Source organism: Polynucleobacter sp., from assembly GCF_044342855.1.
In the GTDB taxonomy this organism is placed as follows: Bacteria; Pseudomonadota; Gammaproteobacteria; order Burkholderiales; family Burkholderiaceae; genus Polynucleobacter.
Genome location: NZ_JBIIPA010000005.1, coordinates 1 through 16,262 on the forward strand (window position 1 = coordinate 1; position 16,262 = coordinate 16,262).

The following is a 16,262-nucleotide window of genomic DNA, read 5'->3' on the forward strand; positions in this document are numbered from 1 at the left end:
TTTTAAAACCCTGCCGCCCGCATTAAAGGCGGCTTAAGCAGAGTAGAGAATCCACTTATAAATCGAGGGAAACTGTTCAAAGGAATGGGGCCACTTCTGACTCCACTACCACCACGTCTGCCTGTTCAATCCTGGAGGGATCTGGCATCAATAACTTACCCTTCATGCCAATATCCCCAGAAAATACACAGCGCTTTTTCTTGGCATGGTCTTCAGTAACATCGATCACGGCAATTGCCGACCCTAGAATATGGCCCGCATTCTGAAACTCGAGATGAATGCCTTGACCCAGCTCTAGCGTTTTTCCATAAGGGAGTATTTCGCATTGCCCAAGAGCAAGCTCAGCCTCCTCCATGGAGTACAAAGCCACTGGTAGCTCACCGCGCCACTTTCCCGCCTTTTTTCTACGCTCTGCCCGCTCTACATCGGAGCGTTGCAAATGCGCGCTATCGGGAAGCATAATTTTTAGCAATTCAAATGTCGCATCAGTGCAATAAATGGGGCCGGAAAAACCTTGTGCACAGAGTCTGGGTAATAAACCGCTATGGTCTATATGCGCATGCGTTAGTACGACGAAATCAATTTCTTTAGGGGGAAACGGTAAAGGCTCGAGATTCTTTGCGGTAGCTTCGCGCCCACCCTGAAACATGCCAAAGTCCACCATGAAGCGAATTTCACGCCCACCCACAAGAGCCTCAACAGAATGCCTCGAGCCGGTAACCTCACCTGCAGCACCAAGAAATTGTATTTTCATTCCCACAGGATACTCCCGATAAAATCCATTGTTAAGCCACTCATTAGAGCGATACTATTCAAATGAATTCCCCTATTGAACTGAGATCTCTCGAGCTCATCACGCGTCTTAAGCGAGCACCCTCAGAACACAAAGGGAATGCTGGCAAGGTGCTATTAATTGGTGGTGCGCCGGGCATGGCTGGCGCTCTGATGCTATCTGGTAGCGCGGCACTTCACTTAGGAGCCGGCTGGACTATTTTGGAGATGCTGGATCCAACAGCAGCTCATGCCATACCAGAACAGGCCGAGCTCATGGTTCGCTTAGCCAGCTTCAATGCCCAAGAACAATTAGAGGCTACCGCACCTGATGTGATTGCGATTGGACCAGGCTTAGGTTTTTCTGAGTTAGCTAGGGATTGGCTGATGGCTGCACTGCGCTATCCAAAAGTTCCACTAGTCATCGATGCCGATGCACTCAATTTAATGGCCGATACACCTGAATATTTAGATCTGCTGAAGGAGCGAAATATAGTGCTTCCTGGTATGAGTATACTGACTCCACACCCTGGTGAAGCCGCAAATCTTCTCAATACGACGGCTGCAGACGTACAAGCAAACCGCCTTGATGCACTATCTGACTTAGTGAGGCTCACCAACTCCATTGTCGTTCTCAAAGGCCAACATACGCTCATTGCCTCCCCTACTCATTTTGCAGTGCAATGCGCTGAAGGTAATCCGGGCATGGCTGTCGGCGGAATGGGCGACGTGTTAACCGGCACTATTGCAGCGATCGCTGCACAAGGGCTACATCACAATCTCAATCTGTGGGAAGCGGGCTGTATTGGGGTACAACTCCATGCATCCGCTGCAGATAGTTTAGTAGCCAAGGACATTGGTCCGATTGGACTCACTCCATCAGAGGTCATTTTGGAGATGCGGAGTCTTCTAAATAAGCTGTTATAAAACAGCATGCAATCAGCCAGCGGAATTCTCCAACATCGTCGTTACGTGTACGGCCTCTTTATGGCCGGCTTGGGCTCAGTTCTCTTTTCCGGAAAAGCCATTCTGATCAAGCTTGCATTTGCTTATGGTGCAAATGCGGAGACATTAATTGCTTTGCGGATGCTGATGGCCCTTCCCCTTTTCTGGGGGATCTATTGGTGGCAAGCACGTAGGCAGGCCATGAGCCCGCTATCCTGGAGGGATAAAGTAAAGATATTTGCCCTGGGATTTATGGGTTACTTTCTCTCAAGCTATCTAGACTTTCTAGGACTGCAATATATTTCTGTTGGCTTAGAACGAATTGTTCTTTACCTCACTCCAACTATCGTGTTGTTGATTTCTTATTTTGTATTGAATAAATCCATTAGTCGTTTGCAATGGTACGCACTGATTGTTGGGTATCTTGGTGTGATTGTGGTGTTCGTTCAGGACGCCAGTTCGACTGGTTCTTTAGCAGTGCTTGGCATGTTGCTAGTATTCGCTAGCGCATGCTCATATGCAATCTACATGATTGGTTCCGGAGAAATGGTCAAGCGTGTGGGTAGCGTACGCTTAGTGGTCTACGCCAGTTCCGCGTCTGCGCTTCTGAGCGTTATTCAAATTCTGATTTACGATCCCGCAGCTGTATTTGTACAGGTGCATCAGATCTATTGGCTCAGCCTACTCAATGCCAGTCTGTGCACTGTCATTCCGATGCTGTTAATCATGATTGCGATTAATCGCATCGGCTCACCCCTCGTTGCGCAAGCCGGAATACTGGGTCCTGTCTCAACCCTATTTATGGGCTGGATCGTATTGTCTGAACCCATTACCTGGATTCAGGTAGGCGGGATGAGTTTAGTGATGGGGGCAATGTGGCTGCTGGTGCGCAACAATGCACCAGACAAGCAAAAGGGGTTGAATTCCACAAAGCTCTTAGACCTTGAGGGATCCGACCCCCCAACTTAATTACTACGAATTTATTGTTGAGCTGATGCAGGCTCTTGCGCTGCTTTTGCTTTTTTCTTAGCTTTTTTCTTAGACTTCTTCTCTGCTTTTTTATCTTTCTTCGCCTGCTTCTTAGACTTCTTAGAAGCCTTCTCTGGCTGAGCTGCAGGTGCTGGAGTAGCAGGCACTGCTGCTGGAGCTGCCGCTGGTGCAAGAGCTGGCGCTGGATCAGCTGCCATCACAGTCAGTGGTGATAAACCAATAGAGGCGGAAATGAGTGCGGCCAAAGTGAGTTTTGCAAAACGAGTATTCATTTGAGACTCCGTAAGGTTTGTGGATAATTTAATAATACTCAATTATTTGCCATAAATGCTTCATTTAACCAAGGCGTCAGCATGAACTCTTTTCCCACTGATATTTATACAGAGCCCCAGGGATACTCAATTAACACTCTAGAAAACCTAGGACCCCTTACCCGCCTTGCTGGGATCTGGGAAGGTCAACGGGGCTTAGACATCAAGCCCAAAGCCGAAGGCCCAAAGAAGCAGGTTTACACCGAACGTATTGAGATGCAGCCAATTGATCCACAAACCAATGGACCACAGTTGTTTTATGGCTTGCGCTATCACCTCCACATCACCAAGCCCGATCAAGTCAAAACCTATCATGATCAAGTTGGCTATTGGCTATAGGAGCCTGCGACTGGTTCCATTTTTCACACCCTCACGATTCCTCGCGGCATGATCACGATGGCAACAGGCAAAGCCTCTGCTACCGCAACCCAATTTGAATGCGTTGCCAAAATTGATGATCCAACTGCTGGGATCTCTTCGAGCCCTTTTTTGGACTACGCATTTAAAACCATTGAGTACCGCATCATGGTGACCATTTTGGAAGATGGTACTTGGTCTTACGAGCAAGACACAGTGATGATGATCAAAGGCCAGGATGCACCCTTTCACCATCTTGATACCAATGTATTAACGAAGGTTGGAGAAGCAACCCCCAACCCTCTCGCGCTTGAGTCAATGAAAAAGCCGCCCTAAGACGGCTTGTTCATTTGCATCTTTCCGCTACTTAAGCTGGCTGGGCTTCAGTCTCAGTAATTTTTTCTAGAGCTGCTGCAAGATGACCAACAGCGCGGTCAACATGAGCCAACTTCTCTAAACCAAATAAACCAATTCGGAAAGTGCGGAAGTCTGGACGCTCATCACACTGCAATGGCACACCGGCAGCAGTTTGCAAGCCCAACGCAATAAATTTCTTACCTGATTGAATTTCTGGATCTTTGGTGTAGCTCACTACTACGCCAGGAGACTGAAAGCCTTTTGCTGAAACTGAGTGATAGCCATTCGATACCAATAAAGCACGAACCTTGTCACCCAACTCTTGTTGCTTCGCTTTCAGTGCGGCAAAGCCCAAGGCCTGAGTTTCTTTCATTACATTGCGCAAGATTTTGAGTGCGTCTGTTGGCATAGTGGTGTGATACACGTGACCACCCTTTTCATAGGCTTCCATAATTTGGAGCCACTTCTTGAGATCCATTGAGAAGCTGCTGCTTTGAGTAGACTCAATACGCTCGCGCGCTCTATCACCCATAGCAATCAAGGCACAGCAAGGAGAACTGCTCCAACCTTTTTGAGGTGCAGTAATCAATACGTCAACATTACAAGTCTTCATATCCACCCACATTGCGCCTGAAGCGATGCAATCGAGAACAAATAAACCATTCACCGAGCGAACCGCTTCGCCAACTGCTTTGAGGTAGTCGTCAGGCAAAATAATTCCGGCAGAAGTTTCTATGTGAGGAGCAAAAACAACTGCTGGCTTTTCTTTCTTAATGAAGGCCATCACTTCTTCAATTGGCGCCGGAGCAAAAACACCCTGCGCAGTATCTTCTAATTGCTTGCCCTTGATAACAGTAACGTCCTGAGTAATATTAGCAAGATCAAAAATCTGAGTCCAACGATAGCTAAACTAACCGTTGCGCAATACAAGACACTTCTCATTATTGGCAAATTGGCGAGCAACTGCTTCCATACCGAAAGTACCGCTACCTGGAACGATGACAGCTGAGCTAGCGTTATAAGCATCCTTCAGGACACTAGAGATATCCACCATGACTTTTTTGAATTCTTCAGACATGTGGTTCAGCGAGCGGTCTGTGTAAACAACCGAAAACTCCAATAAACCGTCTGGATCAACATTCGGGAGTAAGCCTGGCATAGTAATTTCCTAGTAAATCGTGTGATTAGCCCTAAATGATACTGATTTAGCGCTGTTTGGGTACTCAGCCTCTGAAAACGGGCTTTTTAGGCAAATGAGTGGGTTAGCTACTTTTTTTAGCCGTAGAGGAGACCAGTATTCCGACAACAATGAGGGCAAAAGCAAGGCCATGAAAAAGCTGGGGTGGATCACCCAAAATAGCCGCTGAGAATAAGGCGGTGAATAAGGGGATGAGGTTGGCAAAGAATGCCGCTACGGCTGGACCTGCACCATTGACCCCCAAGCCCCAGCATCGATAAGCAATTAATGATGGCCCAATTGCCACAAAAATGATCAATGCCCCAGTCCAGTAATTGAGATCAATAAAAGCATACCCCGTCGCAATCTCTGCACTTTCAAACAGCATCGTCCACATGAAGCCAATTAAAACCTGGGCCATTAAAAACTCCGCCCAGGGCCACTGCCGCTCCGTGCTTTCCCCTGGACGACTAATCATCCAGCTATAAAAAGCCCAAAGAATCGTAGCCAACATAATGAGCAAATCACCCATCACCACTTCCATGCTAAGTAGGCTGGTAGGCTCACCACGCGTTAGGACTACGGTAACGCCTATTAAGGAAACAACTGCGCCCACAAGCTGCAGAAGCGTTGGCCGCACCTTATAAAAGACGGCGCCGATAAATAGCATCCAGATCGGCATGCTGGCGCCGATGAGGGTGACATTAATTGCAGTTGAGGTTTGTAAGGCAAGATAGAGTAATACGTTATAGCTACCCACACCCAAAAGACCCAAGACCAAGAAGCGGCCTTTGTTTTTCCATAGAGCACTACCGGGCCTAAAGATCTTCCACCCAAAAGGTAGCAACATGAGGGCCGCCAACCCCCAACGAACTGCGCTCAAGCTGATTGGTGAAATACTCCCCACCAACACTCGCCCAGCTATCGCATTACCCGCCCAAAGAATGGTGGCTAGCGTTAAATAGAAGACGGTCGATAGGGGTAATTGAGGCATTCAGAAGGATTTAGGTAAATAAATAGGCATTTTGAGCCCCAAGAAGGGCTTTGCCTACGCATTGTAGAAACAAATGCCTGGTATTGCTAAGATAGAGCTTAAATGAGCGCCAGACGTCTGGCATTGGCAATACACAAAGGGGGTTTAGTGGCAATCATCACCAATATTGAAGATTTACGAGTTCTGCACCAAAAACGCACCCCTAAGATGTTCTATGACTATGCAGACTCTGGGTCATGGACTGAATCCACCTACCGAGCCAACGAATCCGATTTTCAGAAGATCAAACTACGCCAGCGCGTTGCTGTAGATATGACTAATCGCACCACCAAAACAACGATGGTGGGTCAAGAGGTTGCAATGCCTGTAGCGCTTGCACCAACGGGTTTAACCGGCATGCAACATGCCGACGGTGAAATTCTGGCTGCCCGTGCTGCAGAAAAGTTTGGTGCTCCCTTCTGCTTATCCACCATGAGCATTTGCTCGATTGAAGATGTGGCAGAACGCACTACGAAACCGTTTTGGTTTCAGCTCTATGTCATGAAAGACCGTGGCTTTATTGAGCGCCTCATTGAGCGCGCCAAAGCTGCCAAATGCTCTGCCCTAGTTCTCACTTTAGATTTACAAATTTTGGGACAGCGTCATAAAGATTTAAAAAATGGTTTGTCTGCGCCACCAAAGCTAACCATTGCCAACATAATCAACATGATGACCAAGCCCCGCTGGTGCATGGGCATGGCAATGACTCCCCGGAGAACCTTTCGCAATATTGTTGGTCACGCCACTGGCGTTGGCAATATGTCATCCCTCTCATCTTGGACCGCTGAGCAGTTTGATCCAGGCCTGAGTTGGGATGATGTGGAATGGATCAAAAAACTCTGGGGTGGTAAGTTAATCATTAAAGGCATCTTGGATGAAGAGGATGCTCGCTTTGCTGCTAACTCCGGCGCAGATGCCTTGATTGTTTCTAATCATGGTGGCCGTCAACTAGATGGCGCCATCTCCAGCATCAAGGCTTTGCCTGGCATCGTCAATGCGGTTGGCAAGGATATTGAAGTTTGGATGGATGGCGGTATTCGGTCTGGACAAGACGTATTGAAAGCATGGGCACTCGGTGCGCGCGGTACGATGATTGGCCGCCCTTTCCTCTATGGTTTGGGTGCCATGGGCGAAGCTGGTGTTACCAAATGCCTCGATATTATTCATAATGAATTGGATATCACTATGGCGTTTACAGGACACCGTGACATTCAGAATGTGACTAAAGATATTTTGTATCCAGGAACTTTTTAATATTTCATACTTAGCCAACTTCCCTGAATTGGTATTTGCTATTTCCGCCGTAGCCCTTTCGGGCTCAGTGTGGTTTGGCAATGCCGTATTTAGTAAGTACCGCACCAAGGATACTGAGACCTCTACGGATTTAGGAATCATTCAGACCGCTACGCTCACTCTGCTTGGCTTGATCATTGGCTTTATATTCTCCATGGCCATTGCTCGATATGACTTGAGGCAGACTTATGAAGAGGCCGAGGCAAATGCCATTGGCACGGAGTTTTTAAGGGCGGACCTTCTGCCCAGCAAAGCATCTGAGAACGTCAAAGGGCTACTGAATGAATATTTGGATCAGCGCATCTTGTTCTATTCAAAGCAAGATCATGAGACTGCTAGGCAAATTAATCAGCGCACGATTGCACTTGAAAACGCCATGTGGAATGAATTACTCCCTGTCGCGCGAACACAATCCACCCCTACTATTGCGCTAGTGATCTCTGGAATGAATGACGTGATTAACTCCCAAGGCTACACTCAGGCCGCCTGGTGGAATCGCATCCCAACAGCTGCCTGGTGGCTTATGGCAGCAATTGCAATCGGTGCCAATATATTGGTGGGCTTTGGCGCAAGAAACCTTAAGCACAATGTCGGCCTCTTTATGATTTTTCCAATGATGATTGCCATCTCCTTCTTTTTGATTGCAGACATCGATAGCCCTCGTGGTGGCGTGATTCGCATCGATCCACGAAATTTGATTGATTTAAAACACAATATGAACACCGTGCATAGCTCGGCAGTCCCCACAGGTGGTAAAAAATGAAACGTGTTGTAGATGTATATAAAGATAGAGGCCGTGAATTGGTATGGACTTACGTTATTCACCTTGGCAATATTGAATTTCATCCAGCTCAAATTGATTTTGAGCAAGAGGCTCTTAGACTTTCTCAGATCGATAAACGCGGAGCTCCAAATGAGCTAAGCGCCAAAGCTAGGCTCTCCGTTAGATAATTTTTACTTGAATTCCGATATATGAAACCCTTAACTAAAAAAGCCAAGATGGCTGTTGGCTGGACCATCCTGATGACAGTAATCGGTACTGCCATGTTGCATCAATGGCAATTCTTTGCCATGGGTTGCGCATCGATTGCATTGCTACTCGTTGCGAACCACTACGATCTATTGAAAGATCCTGAAGACAAAAAATAAGGCCCCCATCTTTCGATAGAAGCCCTATAAATGGCTGTATAGATTAGAGCGTTGGGTAGTCGGTGTACCCTACCTCTGCCCCACCGTAGAACGTTGCGCGGTTATAAGCATTGAGTGCCGCACCTTGCTCAAAGCGCTCAGCCAAATCCGGGTTAGAAATATATAAACGACCATAAGCAACTGCATCAGCTAAGCCTGCCTCAAGAACAGCCTCTCCCATGGCTTGGTCATATCCACCAGCACTAATAAATTGACCTTTATATGCATTTCGGAAAATCTCTGAAGTGATTGGCGCACCTGCGTCAATCTGATCATTGCCACCTGCAGTTGTAGATCGTGGCTCAATCATGTGCACATAGGACAACTGGCAGCCATTGAGCTTTTGAATTACGGCATTAAACAAAGCGATAGGGTCACTATCAGCCATATCGTTAAAACTACCATAAGGTGATAGGCGAACACCGATGCGCTCGCTTGAGAATACCTTAGCAACGGACTCAATCACCTCACCTAATAGGCGCACACGGTTTTCGACAGAGCCACCATACTCATCGGTACGTTGATTGGTTTTGTCTTGTAAAAATTGATCAAGTAAATAACCATTGGCAGAGTGAATTTCTACACCATCAAAACCTGCTGCTTTTGCATTAGCTGCAGCCAACTCAAAATTCTTTAACAAGCGTGCAATGTCTTCAGTCGTCATTGCCCTAGGGGTTTCATAGTCATGCAACTTCCAATCAGCGCCGTAGGTTTGACCGGTGGGCGTAATCGCGGAAGGCGCCTCAGGAACACCCTGCTCAGGATGCAATGAGGAATGAGAAATGCGACCTACATGCCAGAGTTGGGCAACCATCTTGCCACCCTTGGCGTGAACAGCATTCACGATTTCTTTCCACGCAGCAGTTTGCTCAGCAGAATAAATTCCGGGGGTTGCTGGATAACCTTTTCCAATTGGGGAAATTTGCGTTGCCTCGCTGATGATGAGGCCAGCACTTGCTCTTTGCTCATAGTATGTTTTTGCCAAAGGATGTGGCACATCCCCATCGATAGCACGCATTCTTGTTAGCGGTGCCATCACCAATCGATTCTTTAACTCAATAGAGCCAAGCTTAACGGGGGTAAACATGATTTCTTTTCCGGACATGAGACTCTTTCTTTTTTACTGATAAATTATTTAATGATCGACTGTAGCAAGAATGGTGCAATCTTGCTGAGCCCAGCTTAATCCTTGTGTAGGCCCTTCACCGCACCACGACTGCTCTTGGCGCCCTTCTTGAATCTGTCTTGGATGCAATCTGAGAATGCTTGGAACTCTTCTACGTGAGCGGTAGAGGAGCGGGCTACTAAGGCAATCACTCGCTTAGGCGCTGGGGGCGCTAATGGACGAGCTTCCAAGCTAGTGCCATTTAATAAGCCACCCCTCACCGCCATCTCTGGCAGTAATGCAATTCCCATTCCAGAGTCCACCATCTGTAACAGCGTTAGCAAGCTCGTAGCTTCCATGCCGTCGGCTTTGCGAATATCAGAGCGCCTGCAAGCCTGCAATGTGTGTTCGCGCAAACAGTGCCCCTCTTCTAAAAGCAGCAGTCTCTCAGCCATTTTTGCCGGTAGATGAATCTCCTTCCCCTTAAGGGCTGGGTCATCCTCCCTGGCAACCAACCAAAACTCGTCATCAAATAATTCTTTAACCAATAAACCTGAGGTTTCATATGGCAATGCAATCAGGATGAAATCCAGTTGATGCTCAGCCAATCTAGTTAAGAGATTTGCTGTCAGGTCCTCGCGCAATGCAATCTTCAGACTTGGAAAGCGGGTTCGAATATCTGGCATCACATTTGGGAGTAAGAATGGCGCAATGGTTGGGATTATACCAAAGCGGATAGCCCCAGCCATGGGCTTACCTGCAGCATCTGCGTATTCCACCAAATCTTGAGACGAAGCTAAGATCGACTTCGCCCTCTCCAGAATCTCGAGGCCAATGGGGGTAATTGCCACATTTTGACGGTCTCGCTCCACCAAGCGGATCCCCAAGCCATCCTCAAGCTCTTTTAAGCCTGCACTCAAGGTGGATTGGCCCACGAAACAGACTTCTGCTGCTCGGGTGAAATTAAGTTCTTGGGCAATTGCCACAAAATAGCGAAGCTGACGTAATGAAGGTAGAGCAGCCATAATTTGTAGATGTCCCTATAATCAATTTATTAGATAAATAATATCATTCCTATTCAACATATAAATCATTATTTAGCGACTTCATCCAATATAGCTTGACCCTGACTTGCAGCTATATTTGATAATAAATTTAAACTGCTCGTAATCTCTTTTAGTAAAGAACCCTTATGAAAACTTGGCAATGTATCGTGTGCGGCTTTAACTATGACGAAGCAAAAGGCTTACCTGAAGAAGGCATTCCCCCTGGCACCGCTTGGGCTGATATTCCAGATGATTGGGAGTGCCCTGACTGCGGCGTAGCTAAATCTGATTTTGAAATGGTTCAGACCTCGTAAATTACTCAAAGCTTTAGTAGCTTTGAAGTTCATCAACTAACGTAATACAGCATATCAATAGGAAACTCCGCCTTGGATCATCAGAACAATTTATCTCAATCGGGCATTGTCATCATCGGCAGTGGTTTAGCGGGGTTTACCGTTATTCGCGAGCTACGTAAGCTAGATAAAACAGTCCCTGTGACTTTGGTAACTCGGGAGCCAGGCTACTTCTATTCGAAGCCCATGCTCTCAACTGCGCTTGCCAGCAATAAATCAGCAGGGCAATTGGTTTCCACAAATGCTGAAGGCATGGCAGCCCAACTAGAAATGACGATTGTGAGTGATGCTGATGTCGCTGCAATTGATACTGTCGCCCAGACAATTACCACCTCTAAAGGAAGCATTCCTTACGGCAAGTTGGTACTGGGCTTAGGTGCAGATCAAATTCGCTTACCTTTACAAGGCAATGCGGCCAATGAAGTCATCACCGTTAACGATCTAGAGGAATATGCCCAATTTCGTAAAACGATTGAAGGTAAAAAACGCATTGCCATTTTAGGAGCGGGATTGATTGGCTGTGAGTTTGCCAACGATCTGGTCTTGGGGTCCTACGAAGTTGATGTGATTGATTTGGCACCGCAAGCTTTGGGTCGACTACTTCCCGAAGCTGCAGCACTAGCTCTACAAGAGAAGTTAAGTGATGCCGGAGTTCGCTGGCACTTTGCCACGACTGTGGCATCGATCGATCGCATTGCCGACTCCCTCACAATCACACTCGCTAATGGATCAATCATTACTAGCGATGTATTTCTATCAGCAGTTGGACTGAAGCCGCGACTGGATTTAGCTAAGGCTGCTGGAATTGCCACAGGCACGGGTATTACTGTTAATCGCCAATTAGAAACTAGCGCTAAAAATGTATTTGCTATTGGTGACTGCGCTGAAGTGGATGGTTTGGTTTTACCTTATGTCATGCCTATCATGCAGGCAGCACGGGCTTTGGCACCAAGCCTGCTTGGACAGGCAGCCGCCCTGACCTACCCTGCTATGCCAGTGATGGTGAAGACCCCTTCACTACCGACTATTGTTTCACCACCAGCAAAGGGTGCGGTTGGCGATTGGAAGATTATTCCAGTAGAAGGCGGCCTTGAAGCTCGCTTTGAGTCAAGCGATGGAAAATTACTTGGCTTTGCTTTGCTTGGAACTGCAACAGCACAACGTGGCGCCCTCACAAAAGAGCTGCCCCCAATATTGCAATAAAGACAAGTCTTCGTGGGCTATTCTCAATAATTCAAACTAGATTTAGCAATAAGAAAAGGCCCGCATCTGCGGGCCTTTTTCATCATCTACAGCGGTCTGTTTATGAAACGATAACAAACCAAGTTGAGTTATGTGATTGAGCAACCATCAAAAACAACATTGGTACAGAAAGCATTGTGTTGAAGCGTGAAGTCAACATCGCAATACGTGCTGACTTTGCTTTAACGTCCGACTCAACAGCAACAATGCCTAGAGCACGTTTTTGATTTGGCCAAATAATGAACCAAACGTTGAAGGCCATTACCAAGGCAATCCACATACCCAAACCAATAGCGCGGAATGGAGCTTGCAAGGTAAACGCTTGATGAGCGTAACCATTCAACACGGACAAGAATAAACCGCTAACAACAGTAAATAAGGCTGCCCAGCGGAACCAAAACAAAGCTGTTGGAGCAATTACCTTTCCAATTGCAGGTTTTTGCTCATCTGGAATTTTTGGCATGGAGGGAATCTGTACAAAATTGAAGTACCAAAGCAAGCCAATCCACATCACGCCAACCATCACGTGAATCCAGCGGAACAAGAATGGCAATTCAATAGAGCTGAGGTTTGCACCTAAAGCCAAAACAATTAAAACGAGGAGCACAAAACCAGCTAAAACTGTACGTCCTAATGAGGTAAAGATAGAAGACATAAATACTTTCTAATAGAAATGAATATCTCAGAGGTAATTAAGCAAAATTCTTGCTAGCAAAATCCCAGTTCACTACATTCCAGAAGTTTTCTACGTACTTTGGACGAGCATTGCGAGTATCAATGTAATAAGCGTGTTCCCAAACGTCACAAGTCATCAAAGCCTTGGCATCGGTAGTCAGTGGTGTAGCTGCATTGCTGGTTGAAACTAAATCAAGTGAGCCATCAGCCTTCTTAACCAACCAAGCCCAACCAGATCCAAAAGTACCTACTGCGCACTTTGCGAACTCTTCTTTGAACTTATCAAAAGAGCCCCACTTAGCATTAATAGCATCAGCCAATGGGCCAGTTGGAGTGCCGCCGCCATTTGGCTTCATGCTATTCCAATAAAAAGTATGGTTCCATACTTGAGCAGCATTATTGAAAACACCGCCAGCAGATTTTTTAACGATGTCTTCTAGGGAAGCATTTTCAAACTCAGTGCCTTTAACCAAATTATTTAAATTGGTTACGTATGTTTGATGATGTTTGCCATAGTGAAACTCGAGGGTTTCTTTTGAGATAAATGGTGCGAGCGCATCTAATGCGTAAGGTAACTGAGGTAATGTATGTTCCATTATTTCTTCCTTGTAAATCGAGTTAACAAATAGCTCTAGAAGCTATATTTGCACTAACTATAGACGATTCTGGCGATTTTGTTTGGGTGCTAAGCCGGGGATTGCCTTGAATCACCCCATTCCGAGGATTACTGGGCTGCCCAGCCGCCATCCATGTTCCAGGCCACTCCGCGCACTTCAGAGGCATCAGGACCGCATAGGAAAACAGCTAATGCCGCCAATTGCTCTGGAGCTACGAATTCACCTGAAGGCTGCTTCTCAGAAACCAAGGCTTTTTTAGCCTCTTCATTAGAAATCCCATCGCGTTCTGCGCGTGCATCAACTTGCTTTTGAACCAGAGGGGTAAGGACCCAGCCTGGGCATATTGCATTACAGGTAATGCCGGATTTTGCATTCTCGAGCGCGGTTACTTTTGTTAATCCAACAATGCCATGCTTAGCAGCTACATACGCAGATTTTTGGGTGGATCCAACCATACCATGAACGGAGGCAATATTAATAATGCGACCCCAATTACGCTTCTTCATTCCAGGCAAAGCATGGTGAGATGTGTAGAACGCTGAGCTTAAGTTAATCGCAATAATTGATTCCCACTTATCAACTGGAAAGTCTTCAACGTTAGCCGTGTACTGAATGCCCGCGTTGTTTACCAATATATCGAGTGAGCCAAAGCGTTTTTCAGTCTGCCCAATCAAATCTTCAATCTCAGCTGGTTTGCTCATGTCGGCACCGTGATATTCAACCTCAACACCACAAGCTTTGATAGCAGCAATAGCAGCATCTTTCTCGCCAAAGCCATTCACCATAATGTTGACGCCCTGCTTTGCCAATCCAATCGCCATTGCTAAACCAATACCGCTAGTTGAGCCAGTGACCAGGGCTGTTCTGCCTTTTAAGTGAGACATGATTGTCCTCTCGGGTTATTTACAAGAAAAATATAGGATACAACGGAAGAATTTAGATTAGATGAAGCCAATGCCCTAATTGATGCCAAACGCTTGTGGGCACCAAGGTTAACAGCCAAGTCAGCGTTAAATAGCGCAGCAACTTGCCAATAAACATATAAATCAGGCAAGGCACCCAAGGTAGCCTGAGCCATCCTGCAGCCAAACAAAGGGGGTCGCCAAAGCCAGGCAACCACGACAAAACCAGCATCCTCGGCCCGCGCTCTTCCAGCCAACGCTGCATTCTGCTATTGGAAGGTCCCTTAAGCGACTCGAAGCTATTGCGGCTAAGTAATCCAAGCCACCAGTCGAACATACCCCCTAAGGTGTTGCCAATAGTGGCCACCATGATGGCGACCCAATATAAATGGGGGTTGACTGAAACATAGCCAAAAAGTATCGGCTCAGATCCCACGGGCAGCAAGGTTGCAGAAACAAAGGCGCTGATAAATACAGCCGGCAAACCAACCGATGGCACCCCAAAGAAGTCGAAAAACTGACTCAGCATTTGCTCCATTAAGCAAAGACTCCAAGTGGGCTAGAAAGTAAGGATACGACCATTCCTCAAGTATGCCCCAATAGGCATTGAGATCAGCTATGTAGGTGAAGATAAGACCCTTCTTGAGTTGCCCACACTTTTAGATTCTTGCTTAAACTGTAGGGATTCACATATTCGATAACCCCTTTTTTATTGTTAGATCGCCAAATCAATCACCCTATCCCCAAGCCAGACCAATACCAAGATATGCGCGAAGCCTTGCGCGACCTTTGCGGCAGTTTTGACTCCGCTTATTGGCAAAAAGTAGATCATGAAAGAGGCTATCCAGAGGTCTTTGTTGATGCTATGGCACAGGCAGGTTGGCTGGCAGCCTTGATCCCAGAAGAATTCGGTGGCTCCGGCTTAGGTCTAGCTGAAGCCTCGGTCATCATGGAAGAGATTAATTTCTCGGGCGGTAATGCAGGCTCATGTCACGGCCAGATGTACAACATGGGCACCTTATTGCGCCATGGCTCCGATATTCAGAAGAGGCTTTATCTCCCCAAAATCGCCACAGGTGAATTGCGCCTTCAGGCTACGGCAGTCACCGAGCCCACTACCGGTACCGACACCACCAAACTCAAAACTACCGCTGTCAAAAAGGGTGATAAGTACGTGGTGAATGGTCAGAAGGTTTGGATCTCTCGCATTCAGCATTCGGATTTGATGATTCTGCTGGCACGCACTACCCCGCTCGCAGAGGTGAAGGAAAAATCAGAGGGTATGTCGATCTTTATCATTGATCTCAAAGATGCGATTGGCAAAGGTATGGCAATCCAGCCAATTGCCAATATGGTGAACCATGAAACCAACGAAGTCTTCTTTGATAACCTAGAAATTCCCGCCGAGAATTTAATCGGCGAAGAGGGTCAAGGATTTAAATACATTCTTGATGGGCTCAATGCTGAGCGCACGCTCATCGCCGCGGAATGTATTGGCGATGCTTACTGGTTTGTGGATAAAGCACGTCGCTATGCAAATGAGCGCGTGGTATTTGATCGTCTGATTGGCAAGAACCAAGGTATTCAGTTTCCGATTGCTGATTGTTATATTGAAACGGAAGCGGCTAACCTGATGCGCTTTAAGGCCTGTGAGCTTTTTGATGCCAAGCAAGCTTGTGGCGCTGAATCTAATATGGCTAAGTATCTAGCTGCAAAAGCTTCATGGGAGGCAGCTAACGTTTGCCTGCAAACCCATGGCGGCTTTGGCCTTGCCAATGAATACGATGTTGAGCGTAAGTTCCGAGAAACCCGCCTCTACCAAGTGGCACCCATTTCGACCAACTTAATTTATTCCTATGTGGCTGAGCATGTCCTTGGTCTCCCCCGCTCCTTCTAAGAA

The 16,262-nt window shown here is 46.8% G+C and carries 18 protein-coding genes and 2 pseudogenes; 10 read left to right on the forward strand and 10 right to left on the reverse strand.

The window, feature by feature from the left end; genetic code table 11:
* Positions 1-76: 76 nt before the first annotated feature.
* Positions 77-754, reverse strand: a complete 678-nt coding sequence (locus ACIQZ3_RS02845; RefSeq protein ID WP_397390153.1) for an MBL fold metallo-hydrolase — start codon at positions 752-754, stop codon at positions 77-79.
* Positions 755-816: 62 nt separating this feature from the next.
* On the opposite strand from ACIQZ3_RS02845, the gene ACIQZ3_RS02850 reads away from it, so the two are divergent.
* Entirely contained in the window at positions 817-1,698 is an 882-nt protein-coding gene (locus tag ACIQZ3_RS02850; RefSeq protein ID WP_397390155.1) for an NAD(P)H-hydrate dehydratase, read from the forward strand.
* A 6-nt stretch (positions 1,699-1,704) separates the two neighbouring features.
* Positions 1,705-2,685 (forward strand): DMT family transporter, encoded by a 981-nt coding sequence (locus tag ACIQZ3_RS02855; protein ID WP_397390157.1) that lies wholly within the window; start codon positions 1,705-1,707, stop codon positions 2,683-2,685.
* Between the two features lie 11 nt (positions 2,686-2,696).
* Here the strand turns inward: ACIQZ3_RS02855 and ACIQZ3_RS02860 are convergent, their stop codons facing one another.
* Entirely contained in the window at positions 2,697-2,978 is a 282-nt protein-coding gene (locus ACIQZ3_RS02860; protein WP_397390159.1) for a protein tyrosine phosphatase, read from the reverse strand.
* A gap of 81 nt (positions 2,979-3,059) precedes the next feature.
* Between ACIQZ3_RS02860 and ACIQZ3_RS02865 the strand changes: the two are divergent.
* Positions 3,060-3,710 (forward strand): annotated as a pseudogene (locus ACIQZ3_RS02865) (FABP family protein).
* A gap of 31 nt (positions 3,711-3,741) precedes the next feature.
* Here the strand turns inward: ACIQZ3_RS02865 and ACIQZ3_RS02870 are convergent.
* Together ACIQZ3_RS02870 and ACIQZ3_RS02875 are read right to left on the reverse strand one after the other, a co-directional pair.
* Positions 3,742-4,890 (reverse strand): annotated as a pseudogene (locus ACIQZ3_RS02870) (aminotransferase class V-fold PLP-dependent enzyme).
* 103 nt (positions 4,891-4,993) lie between these two features.
* Positions 4,994-5,902 carry a DMT family transporter gene (locus ACIQZ3_RS02875; protein ID WP_397390161.1) on the reverse strand — a complete coding sequence of 303 codons (909 nt, stop codon included), beginning with the start codon at positions 5,900-5,902 and terminating at the stop codon, positions 4,994-4,996.
* A gap of 147 nt (positions 5,903-6,049) precedes the next feature.
* Here ACIQZ3_RS02875 and ACIQZ3_RS02880 point away from each other — a divergent pair, with 147 nt between their 5' ends.
* From ACIQZ3_RS02880 to ACIQZ3_RS02895, 4 genes are read left to right on the forward strand one after another with little or no spacing between them, the layout of a single operon-like run.
* Entirely contained in the window at positions 6,050-7,195 is a 1,146-nt protein-coding gene (locus ACIQZ3_RS02880; protein ID WP_397390319.1) for an L-lactate dehydrogenase, read from the forward strand.
* A gap of 28 nt (positions 7,196-7,223) precedes the next feature.
* The gene (locus ACIQZ3_RS02885) at positions 7,224-7,997 is read left to right on the forward strand and encodes a hypothetical protein (protein WP_397390163.1); all 774 of its coding nucleotides are present in this window, start codon (positions 7,224-7,226) and stop codon (positions 7,995-7,997) included.
* Complete coding sequence (locus ACIQZ3_RS02890) at positions 7,994-8,185, forward strand: hypothetical protein (protein ID WP_216274444.1); 192 nt, start codon at positions 7,994-7,996, stop codon at positions 8,183-8,185. Before ACIQZ3_RS02885 ends, ACIQZ3_RS02890 begins: the two co-directional genes overlap by 4 nt.
* Before the next feature lie 21 nt (positions 8,186-8,206).
* Positions 8,207-8,383, forward strand: coding sequence for a hypothetical protein (locus ACIQZ3_RS02895; protein ID WP_216180771.1), 177 nt, complete (start codon positions 8,207-8,209; stop codon positions 8,381-8,383).
* A gap of 43 nt (positions 8,384-8,426) precedes the next feature.
* Here the strand turns inward: ACIQZ3_RS02895 and ACIQZ3_RS02900 are convergent, their stop codons facing one another.
* Together ACIQZ3_RS02900 and ACIQZ3_RS02905 are read right to left on the reverse strand one after the other, a co-directional pair.
* A complete protein-coding gene (locus ACIQZ3_RS02900; protein ID WP_397390165.1) occupies positions 8,427-9,527 on the reverse strand; it encodes an alkene reductase in 1,101 nt (366 codons plus the stop codon).
* Between the two features lie 77 nt (positions 9,528-9,604).
* Positions 9,605-10,552, reverse strand: coding sequence for a hydrogen peroxide-inducible genes activator (locus ACIQZ3_RS02905; RefSeq protein ID WP_397390167.1), 948 nt, complete (start codon positions 10,550-10,552; stop codon positions 9,605-9,607).
* Positions 10,553-10,719: 167 nt separating this feature from the next.
* On the opposite strand from ACIQZ3_RS02905, the gene ACIQZ3_RS02910 reads away from it, so the two are divergent.
* Both ACIQZ3_RS02910 and ACIQZ3_RS02915 read left to right on the forward strand, forming a co-directional pair.
* Positions 10,720-10,887, forward strand: a complete 168-nt coding sequence (locus ACIQZ3_RS02910) for a rubredoxin (protein WP_216180761.1) — start codon at positions 10,720-10,722, stop codon at positions 10,885-10,887.
* A 72-nt stretch (positions 10,888-10,959) separates the two neighbouring features.
* Positions 10,960-12,129: an NAD(P)/FAD-dependent oxidoreductase gene (locus ACIQZ3_RS02915; protein WP_397390169.1), complete on the forward strand. Its 1,170-nt coding sequence runs from the start codon at positions 10,960-10,962 to the stop codon at positions 12,127-12,129.
* 100 nt (positions 12,130-12,229) lie between these two features.
* On the opposite strand, the gene ACIQZ3_RS02920 is transcribed toward ACIQZ3_RS02915, so the two are convergent.
* The 4 genes from ACIQZ3_RS02920 to ACIQZ3_RS02935 form a co-directional block, all read right to left on the reverse strand.
* Positions 12,230-12,823, reverse strand: coding sequence for a urate hydroxylase PuuD (locus tag ACIQZ3_RS02920; RefSeq protein WP_397390171.1), 594 nt, complete (start codon positions 12,821-12,823; stop codon positions 12,230-12,232).
* A gap of 37 nt (positions 12,824-12,860) precedes the next feature.
* A complete protein-coding gene (sodB, locus tag ACIQZ3_RS02925; RefSeq protein ID WP_397390173.1) occupies positions 12,861-13,439 on the reverse strand; it encodes a superoxide dismutase [Fe] in 579 nt (192 codons plus the stop codon).
* A gap of 128 nt (positions 13,440-13,567) precedes the next feature.
* Complete coding sequence (locus ACIQZ3_RS02930; protein WP_397390175.1) at positions 13,568-14,344, reverse strand: 3-hydroxybutyrate dehydrogenase; 777 nt, start codon at positions 14,342-14,344, stop codon at positions 13,568-13,570.
* Positions 14,345-14,396: 52 nt separating this feature from the next.
* Positions 14,397-14,900, reverse strand: coding sequence for a YqaA family protein (locus tag ACIQZ3_RS02935; RefSeq protein ID WP_397390177.1), 504 nt, complete (start codon positions 14,898-14,900; stop codon positions 14,397-14,399).
* A gap of 228 nt (positions 14,901-15,128) precedes the next feature.
* On the opposite strand from ACIQZ3_RS02935, the gene ACIQZ3_RS02940 reads away from it, so the two are divergent.
* Positions 15,129-16,259, forward strand: a complete 1,131-nt coding sequence (locus ACIQZ3_RS02940) for an acyl-CoA dehydrogenase family protein (RefSeq protein ID WP_397390321.1) — start codon at positions 15,129-15,131, stop codon at positions 16,257-16,259.
* Positions 16,260-16,262: the final 3 nt, after the last annotated feature.